Origin of the sequence: Streptomyces fungicidicus (assembly GCF_003665435.1) — a bacterium.
Lineage (GTDB): Bacteria > Actinomycetota > Actinomycetes > Streptomycetales > Streptomycetaceae > Streptomyces > Streptomyces fungicidicus.
This window is the reverse complement of sequence record NZ_CP023407.1, coordinates 219,617-239,941: the sequence shown is the minus strand read 5'-3', so window position 1 is coordinate 239,941 and position 20,325 is coordinate 219,617. Positions and strand designations below refer to the sequence as shown.

General features: G+C 70.6%; 19 protein-coding genes and 1 pseudogene. 16 read left to right on the top strand and 4 right to left on the bottom strand.

Annotated features, from left to right (window positions below; translation table 11 throughout):
- Positions 1-22: 22 nt before the first annotated feature.
- From CNQ36_RS35145 to CNQ36_RS00830, 16 genes and pseudogenes are all read left to right on the top strand, one after another.
- Positions 23-265, top strand: a pseudogene (locus CNQ36_RS35145) (alpha/beta hydrolase); the annotation flags it as partial.
- 211 nt (positions 266-476) lie between these two features.
- On the top strand, positions 477-1,835 hold the full coding sequence (locus CNQ36_RS00900; RefSeq protein ID WP_228312884.1) for an MFS transporter: 1,359 nt from the start codon (positions 477-479) through the stop codon (positions 1,833-1,835).
- A gap of 106 nt (positions 1,836-1,941) precedes the next feature.
- Positions 1,942-3,171 carry a CaiB/BaiF CoA transferase family protein gene (locus tag CNQ36_RS00895; RefSeq protein ID WP_121544515.1) on the top strand — a complete coding sequence of 410 codons (1,230 nt, stop codon included), beginning with the start codon at positions 1,942-1,944 and terminating at the stop codon, positions 3,169-3,171.
- Entirely contained in the window at positions 3,168-3,980 is an 813-nt protein-coding gene (locus CNQ36_RS00890; RefSeq protein ID WP_228312883.1) for an enoyl-CoA hydratase/isomerase family protein, read from the top strand. Before CNQ36_RS00895 ends, CNQ36_RS00890 begins: the two co-directional genes overlap by 4 nt.
- Complete coding sequence (locus CNQ36_RS00885) at positions 3,977-5,200, top strand: acyl-CoA dehydrogenase family protein (protein WP_121544514.1); 1,224 nt, start codon at positions 3,977-3,979, stop codon at positions 5,198-5,200. The genes CNQ36_RS00890 and CNQ36_RS00885 overlap by 4 nt, the downstream gene beginning before the upstream one ends.
- Positions 5,197-5,949 (top strand): SDR family NAD(P)-dependent oxidoreductase, encoded by a 753-nt coding sequence (locus tag CNQ36_RS00880; RefSeq protein ID WP_121544513.1) that lies wholly within the window; start codon positions 5,197-5,199, stop codon positions 5,947-5,949. The genes CNQ36_RS00885 and CNQ36_RS00880 overlap by 4 nt, the downstream gene beginning before the upstream one ends.
- Positions 5,950-5,978: 29 nt before the next feature.
- Complete coding sequence (locus tag CNQ36_RS00875; RefSeq protein WP_121544512.1) at positions 5,979-6,857, top strand: 3-hydroxyacyl-CoA dehydrogenase family protein; 879 nt, start codon at positions 5,979-5,981, stop codon at positions 6,855-6,857.
- Between the two features lie 12 nt (positions 6,858-6,869).
- Positions 6,870-7,739, top strand: coding sequence for a 3-hydroxyacyl-CoA dehydrogenase family protein (locus CNQ36_RS00870; RefSeq protein ID WP_121544511.1), 870 nt, complete (start codon positions 6,870-6,872; stop codon positions 7,737-7,739).
- On the top strand, positions 7,736-8,521 hold the full coding sequence (locus CNQ36_RS00865; protein ID WP_121544510.1) for an enoyl-CoA hydratase-related protein: 786 nt from the start codon (positions 7,736-7,738) through the stop codon (positions 8,519-8,521). The genes CNQ36_RS00870 and CNQ36_RS00865 overlap by 4 nt, the downstream gene beginning before the upstream one ends.
- A complete protein-coding gene (locus tag CNQ36_RS00860; protein WP_004936592.1) occupies positions 8,518-9,570 on the top strand; it encodes an acyl-CoA dehydrogenase family protein in 1,053 nt (350 codons plus the stop codon). Before CNQ36_RS00865 ends, CNQ36_RS00860 begins: the two co-directional genes overlap by 4 nt.
- A complete protein-coding gene (locus CNQ36_RS00855; RefSeq protein ID WP_121544509.1) occupies positions 9,570-11,240 on the top strand; it encodes an AMP-binding protein in 1,671 nt (556 codons plus the stop codon). Before CNQ36_RS00860 ends, CNQ36_RS00855 begins: the two co-directional genes overlap by 1 nt.
- Positions 11,237-12,361 carry a CaiB/BaiF CoA transferase family protein gene (locus CNQ36_RS00850; protein ID WP_121544508.1) on the top strand — a complete coding sequence of 375 codons (1,125 nt, stop codon included), beginning with the start codon at positions 11,237-11,239 and terminating at the stop codon, positions 12,359-12,361. The genes CNQ36_RS00855 and CNQ36_RS00850 overlap by 4 nt, the downstream gene beginning before the upstream one ends.
- A gap of 40 nt (positions 12,362-12,401) precedes the next feature.
- Positions 12,402-13,400, top strand: a complete 999-nt coding sequence (locus tag CNQ36_RS00845) for an NADPH:quinone oxidoreductase family protein (RefSeq protein WP_004936598.1) — start codon at positions 12,402-12,404, stop codon at positions 13,398-13,400.
- Complete coding sequence (locus CNQ36_RS00840; protein WP_121544507.1) at positions 13,397-13,852, top strand: MaoC/PaaZ C-terminal domain-containing protein; 456 nt, start codon at positions 13,397-13,399, stop codon at positions 13,850-13,852. Before CNQ36_RS00845 ends, CNQ36_RS00840 begins: the two co-directional genes overlap by 4 nt.
- Positions 13,849-15,048 carry a thiolase family protein gene (locus tag CNQ36_RS00835; protein ID WP_121544506.1) on the top strand — a complete coding sequence of 400 codons (1,200 nt, stop codon included), beginning with the start codon at positions 13,849-13,851 and terminating at the stop codon, positions 15,046-15,048. The genes CNQ36_RS00840 and CNQ36_RS00835 overlap by 4 nt, the downstream gene beginning before the upstream one ends.
- Positions 15,045-15,887, top strand: coding sequence for a 3-hydroxyacyl-CoA dehydrogenase family protein (locus CNQ36_RS00830; protein ID WP_121544505.1), 843 nt, complete (start codon positions 15,045-15,047; stop codon positions 15,885-15,887). The genes CNQ36_RS00835 and CNQ36_RS00830 overlap by 4 nt, the downstream gene beginning before the upstream one ends.
- Before the next feature lie 93 nt (positions 15,888-15,980).
- Here the strand turns inward: CNQ36_RS00830 and CNQ36_RS00825 are convergent, their stop codons facing one another.
- The 4 genes from CNQ36_RS00825 to CNQ36_RS00810 form a co-directional block, all read right to left on the bottom strand.
- Positions 15,981-16,778, bottom strand: coding sequence for a FadR/GntR family transcriptional regulator (locus CNQ36_RS00825; RefSeq protein WP_228312882.1), 798 nt, complete (start codon positions 16,776-16,778; stop codon positions 15,981-15,983).
- 310 nt (positions 16,779-17,088) lie between these two features.
- Positions 17,089-17,754, bottom strand: coding sequence for a pyridoxamine 5'-phosphate oxidase family protein (locus CNQ36_RS00820; RefSeq protein ID WP_121544503.1), 666 nt, complete (start codon positions 17,752-17,754; stop codon positions 17,089-17,091).
- The gene (locus tag CNQ36_RS00815) at positions 17,751-19,067 is read right to left on the bottom strand and encodes a globin domain-containing protein (RefSeq protein ID WP_121544502.1); all 1,317 of its coding nucleotides are present in this window, start codon (positions 19,065-19,067) and stop codon (positions 17,751-17,753) included. Before CNQ36_RS00815 ends, CNQ36_RS00820 begins: the two co-directional genes overlap by 4 nt.
- A gap of 591 nt (positions 19,068-19,658) precedes the next feature.
- Positions 19,659-20,270 (bottom strand): ScbR family autoregulator-binding transcription factor, encoded by a 612-nt coding sequence (locus CNQ36_RS00810; protein ID WP_121544501.1) that lies wholly within the window; start codon positions 20,268-20,270, stop codon positions 19,659-19,661.
- Positions 20,271-20,325 lie beyond the last annotated feature (55 nt).

Sequence of the window (20,325 nt, the reverse complement as noted above, 5' to 3'; positions counted from 1 at the left end):
ACAGAGCCGACGGAGGCCGGCCCGCATCGTGGCCGCGGGCTTCTTTGCCGGCGGTTCGTGCCCCGCGCCCAGCATGAGGAGGCGCGGCAGGTCACCATCCCACTCCTGTTCCTGCTGCAGTGGGACGACGAAGGCAACCGCGCCGACGGGCCTTGGACCTGTTCGATGCCCTGGGCGGCGAGGAGAAGACACCGCACGCCGGCCCGGGAGGGCACACCGGCACCCCGTGGTCGGCTTCCGGTTCCTGGACCGGCACCTGAAGTGAGTCCGCGCCCCCTGGCGGGCAGCGGCCGGTAGGCGGTCCCGGTCAAGCCGCCGTTGTCGAGGACAGGGCTCGGTCCAGAACGCGATCTGTTAAATGTTGGACCTTGCGCATCCTGTCTAGCGTCGGTAGTTTCCGGGTGTCGCACATTGTGACTCGCGCTACACCGCCCGGTGTCGCCAGCAGCGCGGACCACCCCGTCCTGGAGGACATCGTGGCCTCTTCCTCCGACAGCCCGCAGGTCTCGATCGTGCGGGTCGCTGGTGCCAGCCTCATCGGCACGGCAATCGAGTTCTTCGACTTCTTCATCTTCGGTACCGCGTCTGCGCTGGTCTTCGGCGAGCTCTTCTTCCCCGACCTCGACCCGCTGATCGGCACCCTGGCCGCTTTCGCGACCTTCGGTGTCGCGTTCGTGGCACGCCCGCTCGGTGCGCTGATCTTCGGTCACTTCGGTGACCGGGTGAGCCGGAAGCGGATGCTGATCACCAGCCTCATGATGATGGGCCTGAGCACCGTCGCGGTCGGCCTGCTGCCCACGCACGCGCAAGTCGGCATCCTGGCGCCGATCCTCCTGGTGGTCTGCCGCTTCATCCAGGGCCTGGCGCTCGGGGGCGAGTGGAGTGGTGCGGTACTGATGGCCGTGGAGCACGCACCCAAGAACAAGCGGGCGTTCTACGGCAGCTGGCCGCAGGTGGGGGTGCCGCTCGGCCTGGTTCTCGCCACCGGCATGTTCTGGATCGTGCAGCAGCTTCCCGCGGCGCAACTCGAGTCCTGGGGCTGGCGCGTTCCGTTCCTGGTGAGCGCGGTGCTGGTGGCCCTCGGTCTCTACATCCGGCTCAAGATCGAGGACTCGCCGGCATTCGAGGCGGTCAAGGAGAAGGGGCAGCAGGAGCGCTTCCCGGCCGGTGTCGTCATGCGCAAGGCCGGTGGTCGTGTGGTCATCGGCGCGCTGGCCATGGCGGCCGCGAACATCCCCTTCTACATGGCGACCGTCTTCGCGCTGACCTACGGAGCCAGTGACGGCGTCAGCAGGAACGTCGTGCTCGCCGCGGTGTGTCTGGCCTCGCTGGTGCAGATGGCGACGATCCCGCTGACGGCGAGGTTCTGTGACACCTATGGGCGGCGCCCGGTCCTGATGGTGGGCTGCGTCGCCACGGCCGTCATGGCCTTCCCGTTCTTCTGGCTGGTCGACACGCACCACCCGGTGGCGATCATCGCCGCCATGCTGCTGGCACTGCCCATCTGCCACGCGCTGACCTACGCGCCGATCTCCGCCTTCCTTCCCGAGCTGTTCCCCACCCAGCTGCGCTACAGCGGCTCGGGGATCGCGTACACGCTCGGCGGGCTGCTGTTCAGCGCCCCGGTGCCCTTCATCTCCGCTGCGCTCTTCGACAGCTTCGGCGCCGCCTGGCCCCTCTCGCTCTACATCGTGGTCGGTGGCGTGCTGACGTTCGTGGCCGTCGCGGTCTCACGGGAATCCCGCGACGACGAGATCGCGTGGTCGGACGACCCGGCGGAGCGGTCCACGGACGGGTCCGCGGCCGGCCCGGAACGTATCTCCGCCGCTCTCTGAAGGACCCCGTGGGTCGCCCGGTGCTGGCGCTCGGGCGGCCCACGGCCTCAAAAGGTCCACTATTGACCACCCTTAAAATGTTCGACATTATGAAGCGGTGAAGGCTATGACTTTGACACCGGCCCCCCAGGGCCCCCTGGACGGTGTGCGCGTGGTCGACATGACGACCTCGTACGCCGGTCCCACAGCTGCGATGTACCTCGCTGACCTCGGAGCCACCGTGGTCAAGGTGGAGCGGCCGGGTCATGGTGACGACACCAGAAGCTGGGGGCCGCCGTTCGTGGACGGCGCCTCGGCCTGGTTCTCCTCGGCCAACCGCAACAAGCGGTCCCTGGCGGTCAACCTGCGCGCCGACACCGGCCGTGAGGTGCTGTCGCGGCTGCTCGACACCGCGGACGTCTTCCTCCAGAACATGAACCCCAGCAAGCTCACCCGCCTGGGCATAGACAGCGAGACCCTGCGGGCACGCAACCCGCGGCTGGTCTACTGCGCGATGTCGGGTTTCGGCCTCGACGGGCCCGACAGCGGCCTGCCCGGCTACGACCTCGTGGCCCAGGCGCGGTCCGGTCTGATGTCCGTGACCGGTGAGCGGGGCCGCAGCCCCCAGCGCGTCTCGACCGCGCTCTCCGACGTGGTGACCGGCATGGCCGCGGCGATCGCGATCAACGCCGCCCTGGTACGGCAGCGCCGCAGTGGTGAGGGCGAGACCATCGACGTGTCCCTCCTCGACACCGACCTCGCGCTGATGGCGCCCCGGATCGCGGCCTACTGCGCCGGTGAGGCGGAACCCGCGCCCAGCGGCGGCACCGACTCGGTGCTCGCCGTCTACCAGCCCTTCGAGACGGCCGACCGCCCCATCGTCGTGGCCATCGGCAACAACGCGATGTGGCAGCGGTTCTGCGACGCCGTCGGCCTTCCCGAGCTCGGAGCGGACCCGGCCCTCGCCGACAACGCCGACCGCCGCGAGCACCGCCCGCGGATCACCGGGGTCGTCGCCCGGCGCCTCGCGACCCGCCCGGCGGCCGAATGGCTCCGCGTCCTCGGCGACGTCCAGGTGCCGGCCTCCCTCGTCCAGTCGCTGTCCGAGGTGGTGAAGGACCCGCAGGTGGTCGCCCGCGGGAGCCTGCTTCCGGTCCCCGGCTCCCAGGACGAACTGGTGAGCGTGCGCAGTCCGTTCCGGCTCGCCTCGCAGACCGTGCCGCGCAACGAGCGGTTCCCCGAACTCGGCGCGGACACCCGCGACGTCCTGGGCGAACTCGGCTACTCCGACCAGGAGATCACCGACCTCGCCAGCGCGGGCACGATCGGTGTGGGCACCCCGGCGGTGGCCTCGTGAGCAGTTCCGACGTGCTGCTCGTGGACCGCGCCGGTGCGGTCACCACCCTGACCATCAACCGGCCCGAGGCCCACAACGCGCTCAACACCGAGGTGCTCGCCGCGCTGCGCGCCGCCGTGCTCGAGGCGGAGGCGGATCCGGCGGTCCGCGCGGTGGTCGTCACCGGCACCGGGCAGAAAGCTTTCTGCGCCGGTGCGGACCTCAAGGAACTCGTCGGCATGGGTCCGGACCGCGCCCACGAGAAGATGCGCTCGGGCCAGCGGGTACTGCGCGACATCGAGCGCGCCGCCGTCCCGGTCATCGCCGCCGTCAACGGCGTGGCCCTCGGCGGCGGATTCGAACTCGTCCTGGCGTCGACCTTCTCCGTGCTCTCCACCCGCGCCTCGCTCGGCCTGCCCGAGTCCGGCCTCGGCCTCATCCCGGGGTACGGGGGCACTCAGCGGCTGCCCCGGGCGGTGGGGTCCCCGACCGCGGCGTACCTGATGCTCACCGGCGCCAGGCTCGACGCGGACCGCGCCCACCGGCTCGGGCTCACCCCGGTGCCGCCGGTCGCGCCGGACGACCTCGCGGAGACCGTCACGACGCTCGCCGAGAGGATCGCCGCGCAAGGTCCGCTGGCCGTGCGCTCGATCCTCACCGCGCTCGAAGCCGGCCGTGACGCGCCCCTCGACGCCGGGCTCCAGCACGAGACCGCACTGGCCGCACTCGCCGTCGGCGGAGCGGAGTCCGAGGAGGGCATCAGTGCCTTCCTGGAGCGACGCCCCGCCGTCTTCGCCGCCCCGACGAACGCCCCCGAGGAGTCGACATGAGCGTGGAACCGCTCGCCCTCGATACCGACCCCAAGGCTTACCTCGCCCTGCACGGCCTGCTGGACGAGCCGGCCGCCGACGCCGCCCTGACCGACCGGGAACGCGAGGTCCGGGCCCTCACCCGCGAGGTCGTCTCCCGAGAGGTGGCTCCCCGCGCGGCCGAACTCGACGCCACCCACGCCTTCGCCCACGACAGTGTGCAGGCCCTGGCCCGGGCCGGTTTGATGGGTCTGGTCTTCCCCACGCACCTCGGCGGCACGGACGACAGCAACGTCGCGTACGCCGTGGCGATGGAGGAGGTCACCGCCGGCTGCGCGGCGACGTCGCTCGTGTTCATGACCCAGATGCACGCCGCGTACCCGATCCTCCTCGCGGGCAGCGACGAACTGGCGCGGCGGTACATCCCCGGTCTGCTCGACGGCTCGGTCTACGGCTCGCTCGGCATCACCGAGCCCAACGCCGGCAGCGACGTCGCCTCCCTGCGGACCACGGCCCGGCCGACCGGGGACGGTTACCTGCTCAACGGGGCGAAGACCTTCATCACCACCGGCGACCGGGCCGGAGTGATCATCTGCTTCGCCACCGTCGACAAGAGCCTCGGACGCCGCGGCATCAGCGCGTTCGTCGTGGACGGCGGCTGGGACGGCGTCAGCAGCGGCCGCCCGTTCGAGAAGATGGGCATGCACGGCTCCAGCACCGCCGAGCTGTTCTTCGACGACGTGCACATCCCGGCCGGCCACCTCCTGGGCGAGGAGGGCCAGGGCTGGCGCGTGGTGATGAACTCCGTCGTCAAGTCGCGGATCAGCGCCGCCGCCCAGGGCGTCGGCCTGGCCCGCGCCGCCTACGCGCGGACCCTGGCCGCCCTGACCCGGCTGCACGGCGCCCGGCTGCCCGACGAGCACACCTTCGCCCTCGCCGAGCTGCGCGGCCGGATCCTGCAGGGACGGCTGCTGCTGCACGCGGTCGCCCGCCAGGTCGACACCGCCACCGACATTCCGACCGGACAGATCGGGATGATGAAGCAGGCCTGCACCGACCTGGGCTTCACCGCGGCGGTGGAGGCCACCCGCATTCTCGGCCCCTACGGCGACCTCGCACCCCTCGGCGTCGAGCGCTGCCTGCGCGACGCCAAGGTCACCCAGATCTACGACGGCACCAACGAGATCCAACGGCTGCTCATCGGCCGCGAGATCACCCGGGCGATGGGAGAGCTGACATGACGGACCTGCACGGCAAGGTCGCGATCGTCACCGGAGCCGGGCGGGGGCTCGGCCGGTCGATGGCCTCGGCCCTGGTCGCGGCCGGAGCCGCGGTCACCGTCGCCGCCCGCACCGGCACGGAGCTGGACGCGTTCGTCGACGAGGCCAAGGCCGCCGGCGGCCGGGCGCTCGCCTGCCCGACCGACATCACCGACGAGGCGGCGGTGGAGCGGATGGTCGAGGCGACCGTCGAGACCTACGGCCGGGTCGACATCCTGGTCAACAACTCCGGCATCGTCGCCTCCACCCCCCTCCTGGACCAGTCGGCCGAGGAATGGGACCGGGTGGTCGCGACCAACCTCCGCGGCACCTACCTCGCCACCCGGGCAGCCGGCCGCCACATGGTCGCGCAGGGCTCCGGCAAGGTCGTCAACATCGCCTCCAACTTCGCCCTCCAGGGCGTCGCCGCCCACGCGGCCTACTCCGCTTCCAAAGCCGGCGTCATCGCCTTCACCCGCTCCATGGCCGTCGAGTGGGCGCGGCACGGCATCCAGGTCAACGCGATCGCACCCGGCTACTTCGCCACGCCGCTCAACAGCGCGCTGCGCGCCGACACCGACGCCCTGGCCAAGGTCACGCGAGCCATCCCCGCTCGCCGCATGGGCCGGCCGGAGGAGCTCGAGCCCTGGCTGCTGCTCCTCGCCGGCAGCGCCTCGGACTTCATGACCGGCGAGGTCATCGTCATCGACGGCGGCCAGAGCGTCCGCTGAGACCGCCACGGCCACTTCAGGGAGAACCAGTGAGCAAGGTGAGCAAGACCGTCGCCGTCCTCGGCGCAGGCACCATGGGCTCGGGCATCGCCACCGTGATGGCGCGCGCCGGGCACCGGACGATCCTCTACGACGTCGACGAGGGCAACCTCAAGCGCGGCATCGACACCGTGCACGGCTTCTTCGACAAGAGCGTCAAGCTCGGCAAACTCGACGCGACCACCGCCCAGGCGGCCAAGGACGCCCTGACCGGCAGCACCACCCTCACCGATCTCGCGCCCTGCGACGTCGTGGTCGAGGCGGTCTTCGAGGACCTCCAGCTGAAGAAGGACACCTTCGGCAGGCTGGACGAGATCGTCTCCGAACGGACGCTGTTCCACACCAACACCTCGACGCTGTCGGTCACCGGCATCGCGTCCGGATCGCGCAGGCCGGAGCGGGTCGTCGGCACCCACTACTGCAACCCCGCACCGCTGATGAAGCTGGTCGAGGTCGCCGACGGCCGCCACACCGCCGACTGGGCGCACAAGGCGACCGTCGCATTCCTCGATTCCCTCGGCAAGACCGGCGTCGCCACCCAGGACCGGCCCGGTTTCATCGTCAACCGGTTCCTGATCCCGTGGGAGAACTCCTGCATCCGCGCCCTCGAGGCGGGCCTCGGCACCAAGGAGTCGATCGACGCCGCCGTGCTCGGCGGACTCGGACATCCCATGGGCCCCTTCCGGCTGCTGGACATCGTCGGCATGGACATTCACCAGCAGGTCGCGACACGCCTCTACGAGCAGCTGCGTGATCCGCGCTTCTTCCCGCCGCCGATGGTCGAGCGGATGGTCGCCGCGGGCGACCTCGGCCGCAAGACCGGCCGCGGCTTCTACACCTACGACGACACCCGCCTCTTCGGGTCCTGAAGGAGACAGACGATGAACGACTTCCCGAGGGTCGGGGTGCTCGGCCTCGGCACGATGGGCGCCGGCATCGCGCAGGTGTTCGCGGCCTCCGGTCGAGACGTCGTCGCCCTGGAGACGGACGTGTCCCGGGTCGACGCCGGCCTCGCCGCGGTGGCCGATTTCCTTGACGGCGGCATCGCCCGCGGCAAGATCACCGAGGACGCCAAGCAGGCCACGCTGGCGCACATCACCGGCACCACGAGCATGGCCGACCTGGCCGGCGTCGACGTCGTGGTCGAGTCGGTGACGGAGAACGCCGAGGTGAAGAAGGCGCTGCTGGCCGAGGCCGCCGCCGTCGTGGGCGAGCAGACGCCCGTCCTGACCAACACCTCCGCCCTGTCGGTCACCGACCTGGCCGCGGCCCTGCCGCACCCGGAGCGGGTCGCCGGCCTCCACTTCTTCAACCCCGCACCGGTCATGCGCACCGTCGAGGTGGTCCGCGCACTGCAGACCGACCCCCGGCTGGTCGAGCGACTGGTGGCGCTGGTCTCCTCCCTCGACGGCAAGGAACCGGTCGTCGTCAAGGACCGCCCCGGCTTCCTCCTCAACGCGCTGCTGCTGCCCTACCTCAACGACGTCATCCAGGAGTACGACGACGGCCTGGCCACCGCCGAGGACATCGACGTGGCCCTCAAGCTCGGCCTCGGCTACCAGTCCGGGCCCTTCGAGATGCTCGACATGATCGGCCTCGACGTCCACCTCCACGCCACCGAGAGCGCCTACGCCGCGACGCTCGACAGCCGCTACGCCCCGCCCCCTCTGCTGCGCCGGATGGTCGCCGCCGGGCGGCTCGGCGCCAAGAACGGTCAGGGATTCCGCACCGGAGAGAAGAACACCCGATGAACGCACCGACGTACGACGACATCCTCATCGACCGCACCGACGCGGTCCTCACCCTCACCATCAACCGGCCCGAGGCCGGCAACAAGTTCCGCCACCAGACCTGCCTGGAACTCGTCGACGCGCTGCAGCGGTTCCGGCTGGACCGCGACCTGCGCGCAGCCGTGCTCACCGGCACCGGCGACAAGTTCTTCTGCATCGGCGGCGAACACGACCCGGTCACCTCCCTCGACCAGTCCCAGGTGCTGCCGGTCATCGACGTCTACCAGGCGCTCGACACCATCCCCAAGCCGATCATCGCAGCCGTCAACGGTTTCGCGGTCGGCGGAGGCAACGTGCTGCACACCGTGTGCGACCTGACCATCGCCTCCGAGAACGCCGTCTTCCGGCAGGTCGGCCCCATGGTCGGCAGCTTCGACGCCGGCTACGGCTCCTGGTACCTGGAGGACACCATCGGCCGCAAGCGCGCCAAGGAGATGTGGTACCTCAACCGGAAGTACACCGCCGCCCAGGCCCTCGACATGGGCCTGGTCAACGAGGTCGTCGCCCCCGGTGAGGCCCTGCCCCGCGCCGTCGAGGTGGCCAGGGAGATCACCACCCGCAGCCCGCTGGCCATCGGCGCGATGAAGGGGGCGTTCTCGGCCCGCCACAACGGGGTGTCAGGACAGGCCCGCATGGCCCACGACCAGCAGCTCTCGCTGTACCTGCAGACCCGGGAGGCGCACGAGGTCGGCGCCGCGTTCGGCGAGCGCCGCGAGCCCAAGTCCGAAAGCTTCTGGGCATGAGCTGGCACGGCCCCGCACTCGACAGCGACCAGCGTGACCTGATGGCCATGCTGGACGCCTTCGCCGCCGATCACGACCTCGTCCTCACCGACGAGCCGGAAGCCGTCGCACGACTGACCGCCGAACTCGTCGAACTCGGCGTCTGGACCCTGGGGACCGCCGAGGAGCACGGCGGCGGCGGCGCCGACCGCACCACCACCGTGATCGCGCTCGAACGGCTCGGCCGCACCTGGCCGGCGCTCGGCTGGGCCTGCGCCCAGGCACACGCCGCCATCGACGTGCTCGCGAGCGACGAGCGCTGCGCCGACCTCGTCGGCCGGGTGCACGCCGGGACCGCGGCAGTCGCGGTCGTCGACGCCGGCTCCGCCCACGTCCGGCTCACCCGGTCAGGCACCACCCTGAGCGGCTCGGTCGACCGGATCGACGCGGCCGCCGAGGCACCGCACCTCCTCGTCCTCGCCGACGAGGACAGGGCGCTCCTCATCGACCCTGCCGCGCTCACCTACCGTCCGCTGCGCCGGACCGGCCTCGGCGGGGCCCTCACCCGGTCCGCCGACGTCGAGGCGGGCGTCGCCGAGGTCACCGAACTGACCGGCGTCGACGTCCCGGCGGCACAGGTCCGGCTCCGGCTCGGGGCCGCCGCCGTTGCCGCCGGCACGGCAGCCGCCGCCGCCGACACGGCCGCCGCCTACTCCGCCGGCCGCCAGCAGTTCGGCGACGCGCTGACCGCCCTCCCCACGGTGCGCCAGTCGCTGCTCGCCCAGGCCTCCGGCAGCGCGATCGCCCTCGCGGCCGCGGTGGCCGTGGCCGACGACCCGGTCCGTTCCCTCTCGGCCGCACGCGAGGCCTGCGACGGCGCGATCACCGTGGCGGCCGCCGCACTTCAGTCGCACGGCGGCTACGGCTACCTCGCCGAGTACCCGGCCGAGCGGTACCTGCGCGACGCGGTCTCCCTGCGCGCCGCCGCCGACCTCCAGGGCGCCGCCGTCACCACCGCGCGCACCCTGGTGGGCCTCGCCCCGGGCACCTCCCTTCGTAAGGACGGATGATGACCACGAGTCAGAGCGTTACCCCGCTGACCGATCTCCTCGACGGCCAGCACACCCCGGTCACCGACGTCGACGCCGAGGCATGGCGGGACGCCGGCTGGTGGGAGGAGCGGTCGATCCGCTCCCTGCTGACCGACGCGGCGCAGGCTCATCCGGACCGTGTGGCGCTCGTGGGACACCGCACCGGCGGCAACCGGGTGAGCCGCACCTACGCCGAGTTCGACGCGAACGCCCACCACGCGGCGAGCGTCTTCGCCTCCCTGGGAGTCGCCCGGGGCGACGCCGTCGTCCTGATGCTTCCCAACTGGGTCGAGTATCCCGAGATGGTCTTCGGCATCAACGAGCTCGGCGCCGTCTACGCCGGGATCCCGGTGGCGTACGGCGAACGCCAGGCCGCCGCGATCCTTCGCCGCAGCAAGGCCAAGGTCCTGGTCATTCCGCGGCGGTGGCGCAGCACCGAGCACCTCGAGCTCTCCCGCAGGCTGCGGGCCGGCATACCGACGCTCGAGCACGTCGTCGTCCTCGACGACGACGCCTCGGACCTCCGCGACGGCGAGTCGCTCTGGTCGAGCCACACCGGCGTGCCGACGCGGACGTTCCCCGACCCCGTACCCAGCCGCATCTGCTACCTCGGCTTCACCTCCGGCACCACCGGTGAGCCTAAGGGCGCGATGCACAGTCACAACACGCTCATCTACGCCGTCCGCCGCCAGGCCGAGCACATCGGTCCACAGGTGTACGGCGCCCCGATGGTGCACCTGGTCGCCTCGCCGGTCGGCCACCACACCGGTTTCGCATGGGGCATCGTGCTGACGGTGCTGCTCGCGGGCACCGCGGTGCATGTCGACCGGTGGGATCCGGTCTGGGGCGTACGTGTGATCCGCGAGGAGGGAGTCACGGCGTTCTTCGGCGCTCCCACCTTCCTCCAGGACATGATGCGCACCGACCTCGCGGGCGACCCGGACTGTCCGCTGGAATGCCTGGTGATCGCCGGCTCCCCGGTGCCCCGCAATCTCCCCGCGCGTGCCCAGGAGGCCCTCGGGGCCTACATCGCCCCCGCGTGGGGCCTCACCGAGTGCAGCATCATGAGCTCCTGCACGCCCGACGAGCCGGCCGCGATCCAGCGCACCGACGGGTCGATCTTCGACGGCTCCGAGGTCCGCGTCGTCGGGCCCGACGGCCGCGACGTACCGCCCGGCGAGGTCGGCGACCTGCTCATGCGGGGGCCGGGTGTCGTCTACGGCTACTACGACCGGCCGGACGCCACCGACGACGCCTACCTGCCCGGCCTGTGGTTCAGGACCGGCGACCGGGCCAGCCTGGACGAGCACGGCTGGCTCTCCCTGCGCGGGCGTACCAAGGACATCATCATCCGCGGCGGGGAGAACATCCCGGTCACCGATGTCGAGTCGGTCCTCTTCGACCACCCCGACGTGGTCAACGCGGCCGTGGTCGGCATCCCCGACGAGCGGCTCGGCGAGCGGATCTGCGCGGTGCTGGTGACCCGTGCCGGCGCACCGGAGCCGACGGTGGCCGACCTGGCGGACTACCTGCTCGCCCAGGGCCTGTCCAAGCACTACCTCCCCGAGCGGGTGGTCAACGCGCCCGAGCTGCCGATGACCCCGAGCGGGAAGATCCAGAAGTTCAAGCTGCGGGAGATGATCGCGTGAACGCCGCCCTGCCCCTCGACGGCATCAAGGTCCTCGACCTCTCCACCCTTCTCCCCGGCCCCCTGGCGACGCTGATGCTCGCCGAGGCCGGCGCCGACGTGGTCAAGCTCGAACGGCCGGGCCGGGGCGACGAGATGCGCACCTACGACCCGAAGTTCGGCGAGGCGAGCGCCAACTACGCCGTGCTCAACCGGGGCAAGCGGGCCTACGGCGTCGACTTCAAGGACCCCGCCCAGCGCGACCGGGTTCTGGAACTGGCCGCCGAGGCCGACGTGGTCATGGAGCAGTTCCGGCCGGGAGTCGCCGACCGGCTCGGTCTGGGACACGACGCCGTCCGCGCGGTCAACCCCGACGTCGTGTACTGCTCGATCACCGGCTACGGGCCGACCGGTCCGCACGCCCAGCGGGCCGGGCACGACCTCAACTACCTGGCGGAGTCCGGTCTCCTCGGAGTCGTCACCGACAGTACGGGCGCGCCGGGACTGCCGGTCACCGTTCTCGCGGACATCGCCGCCGGTACCTACCCGGCGGTCGTCAACATCCTGCTCGCCCTGCGGCAGCGCGACCGCGCGGGCGAGGGCACACACCTCCAGGTGTCGATGACCCACAACCTTCAGGTCCTCGGCTACGGCTACTTCGCGGCCCACCAGGCCGGCGCCGGCTGGCCGAAGCCGGGCGCCGAGCAGCTCACCGGCGGCAGCCCGCGCTACCACGTCTACCCGACCTCCGACGGCCGCCACATCGCCTGCGCCGCGCTGGAGCAGAAGTTCTGGGAGCGCCTCGTCCAACTGGTCGGACTGGACGAGAAGTTCCACGACGACGCCGGACAGGAGGAGGACGTCGTCACGGCGCTCGCCGCCCGGTTCGCAGCCGAGACCAGCGATCACTGGCGAAGCGTGCTGGACGGTGAGGACGTCTGCACCGTGGTCGTCGCCACCTTCGACGAGGCGGTCGACGCGGGACTCGTCGACGTCGACGCCCCCGAGCGGGTGTCCGCGCCCGGTGGTGACGCGTCGTTCGCGACCCTGCCCAGCCCCGTCTCCGCCGCGCTCCGGCGCGCGCCCGGCACCGCCCCCTACCCCTCACTGGCCGAGCTCGGCGACGCGTCGCCCTGGGCCTGACCGCCCGGCCCCACACACACATTTCACCAAGGAGCCAACGATGCGTGCTGTACTCGTCAAGGAGTTCGGTCCCCCCTCCGGTCTCGTGGTCGAGGAGGTGCCCGACCTGGTACCGGGACCCGGTGAGGTCGTCATCGGGGTGGGCGCGGTGAGTGTCAACTTCCCGGACGCCCTCGTGGTCGAGGGGACCTACCAGAACCTGCCGCAGCGCCCGTTCAGCCCGGGCAAGGAAGCGGCCGGACGCGTGATCGCGGTGGGCGAGGGCGTCGAGCGGATCACCGTCGGCCGGCGGGTACTGGCCCTGGTCGAGTACGGCGGTTACGCCGAACAACTGTCCGTCCCCGAGGAGCTGGTCATGGAGCTCCCCGACGAGATGAGTGACGAGGAGGCGGCGGCCTTCGGCCTGGTGTACTCCACGGCCTACTTCGGCCTGCTCCGGCGCGGTCAGCTGCGCTCCGGTGAGACGGTGCTCGTCACCGGCGCCGGTGGCGGGGTCGGATCCGCCGGCGTGCAGCTCGCCAAGGCCCGGGGCGCCCGGGTCATCGCTCTCGCCCAGGACGCCGGCAAGGGCGAACTGGCCCGCCGGCAGGGCGCCGACGTGGTGCTCACCTCGACTCCGGAGACACTGCGCGACGACCTCCTCGCCGCCACCGACGGCAAGGGCGTCGACGTGGTGCTGGAGATGCTGGGCGGCGACTACCTCACCCAGATCATCCGGGCCACCGCGTGGGAGGGCAGGATCGTCGTCGTCGGTTTCGCTTCCGGCGGGCAGAACCCGATCAAGCCCGGTCACCTGCTGGTCAAGAGCATCAGCGTGGTGGGCCTGCAGAGCAGCGACTACCGGGACCGGCACCCCGAGCTGATGCGGTCGACCATGGCCGAGATGTTCGACCTGTTCGTGCGGGGCAAGCTCAACGCGGCCGTCGACAGGACGTTCCCGCTGGAGAGGGCCGGTGACGCCCTGCAGTACGTGAGGGAAGGCAAGGTCAAGGGCAAGGTCGTCCTCACCACCGGCACGGGCGGCGGAGCGGGGCGATGACGCTCTGGTTCGACGACCTGGTCGTAGGCCGCTCCTGGAGCAGCCCGTCGAGGACCATCACGGAGGCCGACGTCGGTGCCTTCGCCGGGCTCACCGGTGACCGGTTCCCGCTGCACACCAGCGAGGAGTTCGCCAAGGGGACGCCGTTCGGCACCCGGATCGCCCACGGCCTGCTTGGACTCTCCTTCGCCCACGGGCTGATGTGGGCACGCACGGGTGAACTCGACCAGTCGGTGATCGCCTTCCTCGGCATCAGCGACTGGCGGTTCACCGCCCCGATCCACTTCGGTGACACCCTGCACGTCGACTACGCCGTGACCGCCCGGCGTCCGTCCTCCTCCCACTCCGACCGCGGGGTAGTGGAGTTCCAGGCCCACGTCGTCAACCAGCACGGCACCGTGGTCCAGCACGGTCTGAAGAGCATGCTCATCTCCAAGGAGCACGCCGCATGAACCACGCCTTCCTCTATGCCGCCGCGCGGACGCCGTTCGGGCGCTTCGGAGGCGCCCTCGCCGAAGTCCGCCCCGACGATCTCGCCGCGACCGCCCTGACCGGCGTGCTCGGCAAGGTGCCCTCCCTCGATCCGGCGTGCGTCGGCGATGTCGTCTACGGCAACGCCAACGGCGCCGGGGAGGACAACCGGAACGTCGCGCGGATGGCGGTGCTGCTGGCCGGGCTGCCGGTCTCGGTACCGGGGTCGACGGTCAACCGGCTCTGCGGCTCGTCGCTGGACGCCGCGATGACCGCCTCACGCGCCGTCGAGTGCGGGGACGCCGACATCGTCGTGGCCGGGGGCGTCGAGTCGATGACCCGCGCGCCCTGGGTGCTGCCCAAACCAGCCAAGGGCTATCCGGCCGGGAACGTCACCGCCGTGTCGACGACGCTCGGCTGGCGGCTGGTCAACGAGCGGATGCCCCAGGAGTGGACCGCTTCGCTGGGGGAGTGCAACGAGCAGCTCGCCGACCGGTTCGCGATCTCCCGTGAGCGGCAGGACGGCTTCGCCGCCCGGTCACATCAACTGGCCCACGCGGCCTGGGAGTCCGGCCACTACGACGATCTCGTGGTGCCCGTGCCCGAGACGGGGCTCACCCGTGACGAGGGCATCCGGCCCGGCTCGACGCCAGGAACGCTGGCCGGGCTGAAACCCTCCTTCCGCACCGGCGGATCGATCACGGCTGGCAACGCCTCTCCGCTCAATGACGGCGCCGCCGCTCTCGTCATCGGCTCCGAGGCCGCCGCGGAGGCCGTCGGGGCCGGTCCGCTGGCGCGGATCGCGGGACGCGGGACGCACGCGCTGGCCCCGCAGGACTTCGGCTTCGCCCCCGTGGAAGCGGCGAACGCCGCGCTGGCCCGGGCCGGGATCACATGGTCCGACGTGTCCGCCGTCGAACTGAACGAGGCCTTCGCCGTCCAGTCGCTGGCCTGCGTCGACGCCTGGAGGATCGATCCCGCGATCGTCAACGCCTGGGGTGGCGCGATCGCCATCGGGCATCCGCTGGGTGCCTCCGGTGCCCGGATTCTCGGCACCCTGGCGCACCGGCTGCGCCTGAGTGGTGACCGCTGGGGGGTTGCCGCGATCTGCATCGGCGTCGGCCAGGCCCTCGCCGTCGTCCTCGAGAACGTCACCCATGGATCGGAGAACCGATGAGTCTGCCCGAGAACGTCGGCGTGTACGGCGGTGGCCGCATGGGAGCGGGCATCGCGCACGCCTTCCTGCTGGCCGGCACGTCGGTGACCGTCGTGGAGGTCTCCGAACCGGCCGCCGTCGCGGCCCGTGAGCGGGTGGAGACGAGCCTGACCAGGGCACGGGAGCGCGGAAAGCTCCCCGGACCGCTGCCGGAAGTCGCCGCCCGGCTCTCGGTCTCCACCGATCCCGGGGTGCTGGCCGGGTGCGGGCTGGTGGTGGAGGCCGTGCCGGAGGACATGGAGCTGAAGCGGCGGGTGCTGGCCTCGGTGGCGGCAGTGGCCCCGGACGCGTACCTGGCGACGAACACCTCGAGCCTGCCGGTCCACGGGCTGGCGTCGGACCTTCCGGCGCCCGACCGGCTGGTGGGACTGCACTTCTTCAACCCGGTGCCGGCCAGCGAACTCGTCGAGATCGTGGTGGGCCCGAAGACCGCGCCGGAACTGGTGGGCGAAGCCCAGGCATGGGTGGAGGCACTGGGGAAGACGGCCATCACGGTCACCGACTCCCCGGGATTCGCCAGCAGCCGGCTCGGAGTCGCGCTCGCGCTGGAGGCGATGCGGATGCTCCAGGACGGGGTCGCCTCCGCGGAGGACATCGACACGGCCATGACATTGGGCTACAAGCACCCGATGGGTCCCCTGAAGACGACGGACGTGGTGGGGCTCGACGTGCGGCTGGCGATCGCGGAGCACCTCGCGCGCGAGGTGGGGGAGAGATTCGCGCCCCCCGCCGTTCTCCTGGAGAAGGTGAGGGCGGGGCACCTCGGCCGCAAGACCGGGCAGGGCTTCTACTCCTGGTGAGTTCCGCCCGTCGACGTGTTCCGCTACGCCGGCCGTCCACGCTCCCGCCGACCGCGTCATGAGCGGCAGGCGGGAGCGGTCGGCGTCAGGCGATCACAGGCTCAGTACGTGTTCACGCAGGTAGACGAGGTGCTCGTTGACGGCTTGCTCGGCCGAGTCCGGGTCGGACGCGGCGATCGCCTTGACGATCTTCTGATGCTGGCGCACGGTCGTGCGGCCGACCTCGGGGGACAGGTCCAGGTAGTGCACCGGCTCGGTCTCGCGGTGCAGCGCGTGGACGAATGATGCGAGGAGCCGATTGCCCGACGCCTTCGCGATCGCGGCATGGAACCGGGCATCGAGATCGGGCACGTCCGGGTCGTCGACCGAGATGGTCTTCTGCCGTTCGACGATGTCCTGCAACCCTGCCAGGTCCTCGTCCGAGCGGTGCTGGGCGGCAAGCCGTGCGGCCGGCACCTCGAGGTACTGGCGCAGCATGGCCACCTCCTCCACTCGCAGGTTGCCCAGTTGCAGAAGGTTGTGCAGCGACTCCTGCAGAAGATTGCCCAGGGACTGGTGGTCGACACTGCGCACGAAACTGCCACCGCCGACACCGGGCGTCTTGTCGATCAGCTTCTGGCTGACCAGCGACCGCAGAGCCTCGCGCACCGTGGTGCGGCTGACGTCGAACTGCCGGGCCAGTTCCGCCTCGGAAGGCAGTCTTTCACCGCTGCGCAACTCGCCCGACAGGATCGCTGCGCGGATCTTCTCCTCCACTTGTTCGCGAGGGCGCAGCACCTTCTGGCCGATGAGCTTCGCCGTAGCCCCGCGGGCGGCGCGTCTCGTGTGTGGTTCCACGTTTGTCGCACTCTCCCAGGTCTGCCCGACAGCTTGATAAATATTGGACAGCATATCGCGAGGTGAGGGCACCGGGAGTGAGAACGGCCGATCTTCCATCGCCGTGCGCGTGTTGCGAAGGTGGAAGACCGATCAGCGGCAACTCGTCCAGGACAAACCTCGCACTACTTTACAGGTAGTTAAATGTCTAATATTTGACAGATGCCTCGGTGTTTCGGGGAAGCGATGTCACCGCTCCCGGCGGGGGTGACGATCATCGGCGTCCCCGACCCGGGGGCGCGTGCGCCCTGCCGCGCCTCCCGGGCCGACCTGTGGTTACCGGCGCTGGACGCCCCCGAACGACGTCGTCCGCCGAGCCTCGGGTTCAGCGGCGGATCCGAAGGCGGTCCCGCCACGACGTGTGGTCGGTTCCGGCTTCGGCGACTCCCTGGTGCACGGGGGACGGCTCGGGGAAGTACGCGCTGTCCTTGGGCCGGTTGCGGTCCGTGGGCAAGCGAGGGCGCGGGGCCGGCTCGAGGTGGGGTATGTGCTTGGAGCAGTGGACGTACGCCTCGTCGACGGTCACGTGCACCCACAGATGAGGTTGGCGACCGGGTGCGGTCTCGGTCGGCAGATGCGGATACCACGCGCGGAGTTCGTGGTCCGTGTACAGCCGGACCGTGCCGTTCACGTGCAGCCCTATGTGGTCATGGGTGAAGTCCATGAACAGCATGCCGAGGTGGGGATTCTCCGTCATGTTGCCCGCGCTGGCCAGAACACCGTTGCCCCGGTACTCCGGGTAGGTCAGGGAGCGGTCGTCAGGAGACACGCAGAAGCCCGGTGGCCCGGCGCGGAAGCTGGCGTCGCAGGCGCCCCGGGAATCGGCGGTGGACAGGAACACCATGTTCTGCCGTGCTATGAACTCCCTCATGGCGGGCGTCAGGTAGTCGTGCACCTGACGGTCGTAGAATTCGGCCGCACGGTCGGCGGTGCCGAACTGCTGCTGCAGCATTCGTTCCCCGAAGGAGCCGGTCGTCTCGGGATCGTTCACAGCTCGTCGGTCTCCTCGTCGGACGGGGGCGGCCCCAGGGGGGCGGTCAGCACGGGGGTGTCCCAGGGGTCGTAATGGATGTGCTGGGGTGGGACGCCATGGCGACGCAGGGCCTGTACGGCGTCGCCCAGCATTTGCGGTGGGCCGCACAGGTATGCCTCGTGCCGGTACCAGGGGCCGAACTCCGCGAGTACCTCGGGAAGCGTGCCTTCCAGTCCTGCGATGCGTTCGTGGGACACCGCCGCGCGGACGCGGAGCCAGTGGTAGCGCTGGGACATGCGCAGCATGTCATTGAGCCCGTACAGTTCGTCCGCCGTTCTGGCGCCGATGAACAAGCTGACTTCCTGCACGTTGCCGACACCGTCCCGGGCCACCTCCTCGATCAGGGCGCGAATCGGAGCGAGGCCGGTGCCGCCGGCCACGAACAGCAGATCACGTTGCCGGTTCGGGCGCAGGACCATGTCGCCTTCCGGCGGACCGAGCCTGAGGGGGTCTCCCAGACGGGCGTGGTGGACGAGCGCGTTGCTGACCTTTCCGCCCGGTACGGCACGCACGTGGAAGGTCAGTTCGGAACTGGGCCGTGGGGCGTGCGCGGGGGAGTACTGACGCCAGTGTCTCGGTGCCCAGGGCGTTTCGACGGTCACGTACTGGCCCGCCACGAAGGGATACGGCTGCTGGGGCTGGACGGTTATCTCCGCGATGCCGTTTCCGCGGTGCACGTGCTCGACGATGTGAGCGTCCCACACGGCCGGGCGCTCACGGGCGTCCTCCTCGGCGGCCCGGGCCATCACGTCCGCGGCAGCGGAGTAGGCGCGCTGCCATGCCGCTTCCAGCGCAGGGCTCCACGCGGGGCCCGCGTACTGGGCGAGGGCCTGCAGCAGGCATTCGCCGACGGCCGGGTAGTGGGCGCTCTGCGTGCCGAACTTGCGGTGGCCGCGTCCCAGACGGGAGCAGAACGCCACGAGGTTGTCGGGGTCGTCGACCAGTTCCACGATGCGCAGCAGGCCACGCACCAGACGTTCGCGCTGGACGTCGAGATCCGCCGGAAACAAATCCCTGACCTGGGGGTAACGCGCGAAGAGGATGCTGTAGAAGTGCCCGGCCAGCTCGGCGACATAAGGGCCGACGACCTCGAGGCTGGCCCGCACCAGCGCGACGTCCTCGGCGCTGACGGGGGGTCGGGAGACCGCGATGTGACCAGGTACCGCAGGGGAAGCCGGGCGGGCTGTGGCCGCCCAGCTCCCTCCCTCCGCCGGTTCGGGCGGTCTGTCGTGGAGCGAGGGAAGACGCATGAAGTCGAACCTGCCCGTCATCGTCGAAGCCAGGCATGATCCGTTGCCGCAGCGGCACAGGAGTGAAGGCAGCGCGCTGCTTCCGCGTGCCGAAGCCGTCTTCGGGCAGCACCCGGCGTCGGGCCACAGGGGCCCCACGGGGTTCGAGCCGGATACGTCCGGCCGAGCGCGGAGGCGGGGACGACAGTCGCGTACCCTGCCGTGGAAATCGTGCGGCGGCCTTCGACACGTACGTCACCACGATGCGGCGCTGGTGCGAGATGCGCGACGCCGGTTCGCGGGCGAGCGCTGTACATGGAACTCACGTACCTTCTTCTCTCCGCGTCGCCACTCCCAATGAGGGCGACGTCATAGTCTGACGCTGGACGGAAACCGTCGAAAACCCGGCGCAAGCACATGAAGAGATGTCTGCGCGGGCAGCCTGGCTTTTCGAAGACGGGAAACTGTCAGGTGCCCGTCACCCTAGCGTTTGAAGGTGTCTGCGGATGACCGGGAGGGCGCACTGAGGAAATGCCTGCGGTTACCGGACGGTAGGACAACACCCGCGGCGGCACGGAGAAGATCGCCGCTGCGGTCGGCGACCTGCCTGGCGGGCTATCACCGCCGGGTGCGTCACCGGCTTGCCGGAAGGTTCTCGCGGGCAGCTTCGCGACGGAGGGAGGGCAGGGTCAGGTGCCACCAGTCGGTCAGGCGGTCGTCGAGGACGGTCGTACCGTCGAGCGCCTCGGTGAGGATGCACAGGCCGAAGAACGCCCGCACCAGGGCACGGGCCGTGCGGGCGGGGCGGATGTGCTCGTTCAGGTGTCCTGCCAGCCTGGCCTGCGCTAGCAGTCGCGTGGCGGCGGCGGTCCACAGTGCGAAGGGGTCGGGAAGGGTGGCCTTGATGGTGGTGCGTTCGGCCCACAGGCGGGCGCCGGCGCGTGTCACGGTGTCCTGGGTCAGGGCATGGGCGATGTCGTAGCTGAGGGCGACTAGCCGTTCGAGCGGGGGGACCGTCTCGTCCTCGTACGGGGTGGTGAGCTGGGACCAAGTGGCGAACCGGTCCTCGACGACGGCTACGGCGATCCCTTCCTTGCAGGTGTAGTGGAAGTAGACGGCACCGCTGGTCCGGCCGGACCTGGCGCTTATGTCGTTGACGCTGGTGGCCGAGTACCCCTGTTCGGCGAACAGCTGGGCAGCCGCTTCCAGCAGTGACCTACGGGTTGCCTTTGCCCGTTCCTGCAACGTCCCGTCCGCCCTCGCTCTGTTTTTACGCCGGTCACGAATTTAGTGCGCCCGC

Bases quoted from the DNA above. Each gene is read 5' to 3' on its own strand.
- CNQ36_RS00895 (WP_121544515.1), top strand. From the start codon at position 1,942: ATGACTTTGACACCGGCCCCCCAGGGCCCCCTGGACGGTGTGCGCGTG.
- CNQ36_RS00885 (WP_121544514.1), top strand. From the start codon at position 3,977: ATGAGCGTGGAACCGCTCGCCCTCGATACCGACCCCAAGGCTTACCTC.
- CNQ36_RS00880 (WP_121544513.1), top strand. From the start codon at position 5,197: ATGACGGACCTGCACGGCAAGGTCGCGATCGTCACCGGAGCCGGGCGG.
- CNQ36_RS00870 (WP_121544511.1), top strand. From the start codon at position 6,870: ATGAACGACTTCCCGAGGGTCGGGGTGCTCGGCCTCGGCACGATGGGC.
- CNQ36_RS00865 (WP_121544510.1), top strand. From the start codon at position 7,736: ATGAACGCACCGACGTACGACGACATCCTCATCGACCGCACCGACGCG.
- CNQ36_RS00860 (WP_004936592.1), top strand. From the start codon at position 8,518: ATGAGCTGGCACGGCCCCGCACTCGACAGCGACCAGCGTGACCTGATG.
- CNQ36_RS00855 (WP_121544509.1), top strand. From the start codon at position 9,570: ATGACCACGAGTCAGAGCGTTACCCCGCTGACCGATCTCCTCGACGGC.
- CNQ36_RS00845 (WP_004936598.1), top strand. From the start codon at position 12,402: ATGCGTGCTGTACTCGTCAAGGAGTTCGGTCCCCCCTCCGGTCTCGTG.
- CNQ36_RS00840 (WP_121544507.1), top strand. From the start codon at position 13,397: ATGACGCTCTGGTTCGACGACCTGGTCGTAGGCCGCTCCTGGAGCAGC.
- CNQ36_RS00835 (WP_121544506.1), top strand. From the start codon at position 13,849: ATGAACCACGCCTTCCTCTATGCCGCCGCGCGGACGCCGTTCGGGCGC.
- CNQ36_RS00830 (WP_121544505.1), top strand. From the start codon at position 15,045: ATGAGTCTGCCCGAGAACGTCGGCGTGTACGGCGGTGGCCGCATGGGA.
- CNQ36_RS00825 (WP_228312882.1), bottom strand. From the start codon at position 16,778: ATGCTGTCCAATATTTATCAAGCTGTCGGGCAGACCTGGGAGAGTGCG.
- CNQ36_RS00815 (WP_121544502.1), bottom strand. From the start codon at position 19,067: ATGACGGGCAGGTTCGACTTCATGCGTCTTCCCTCGCTCCACGACAGA.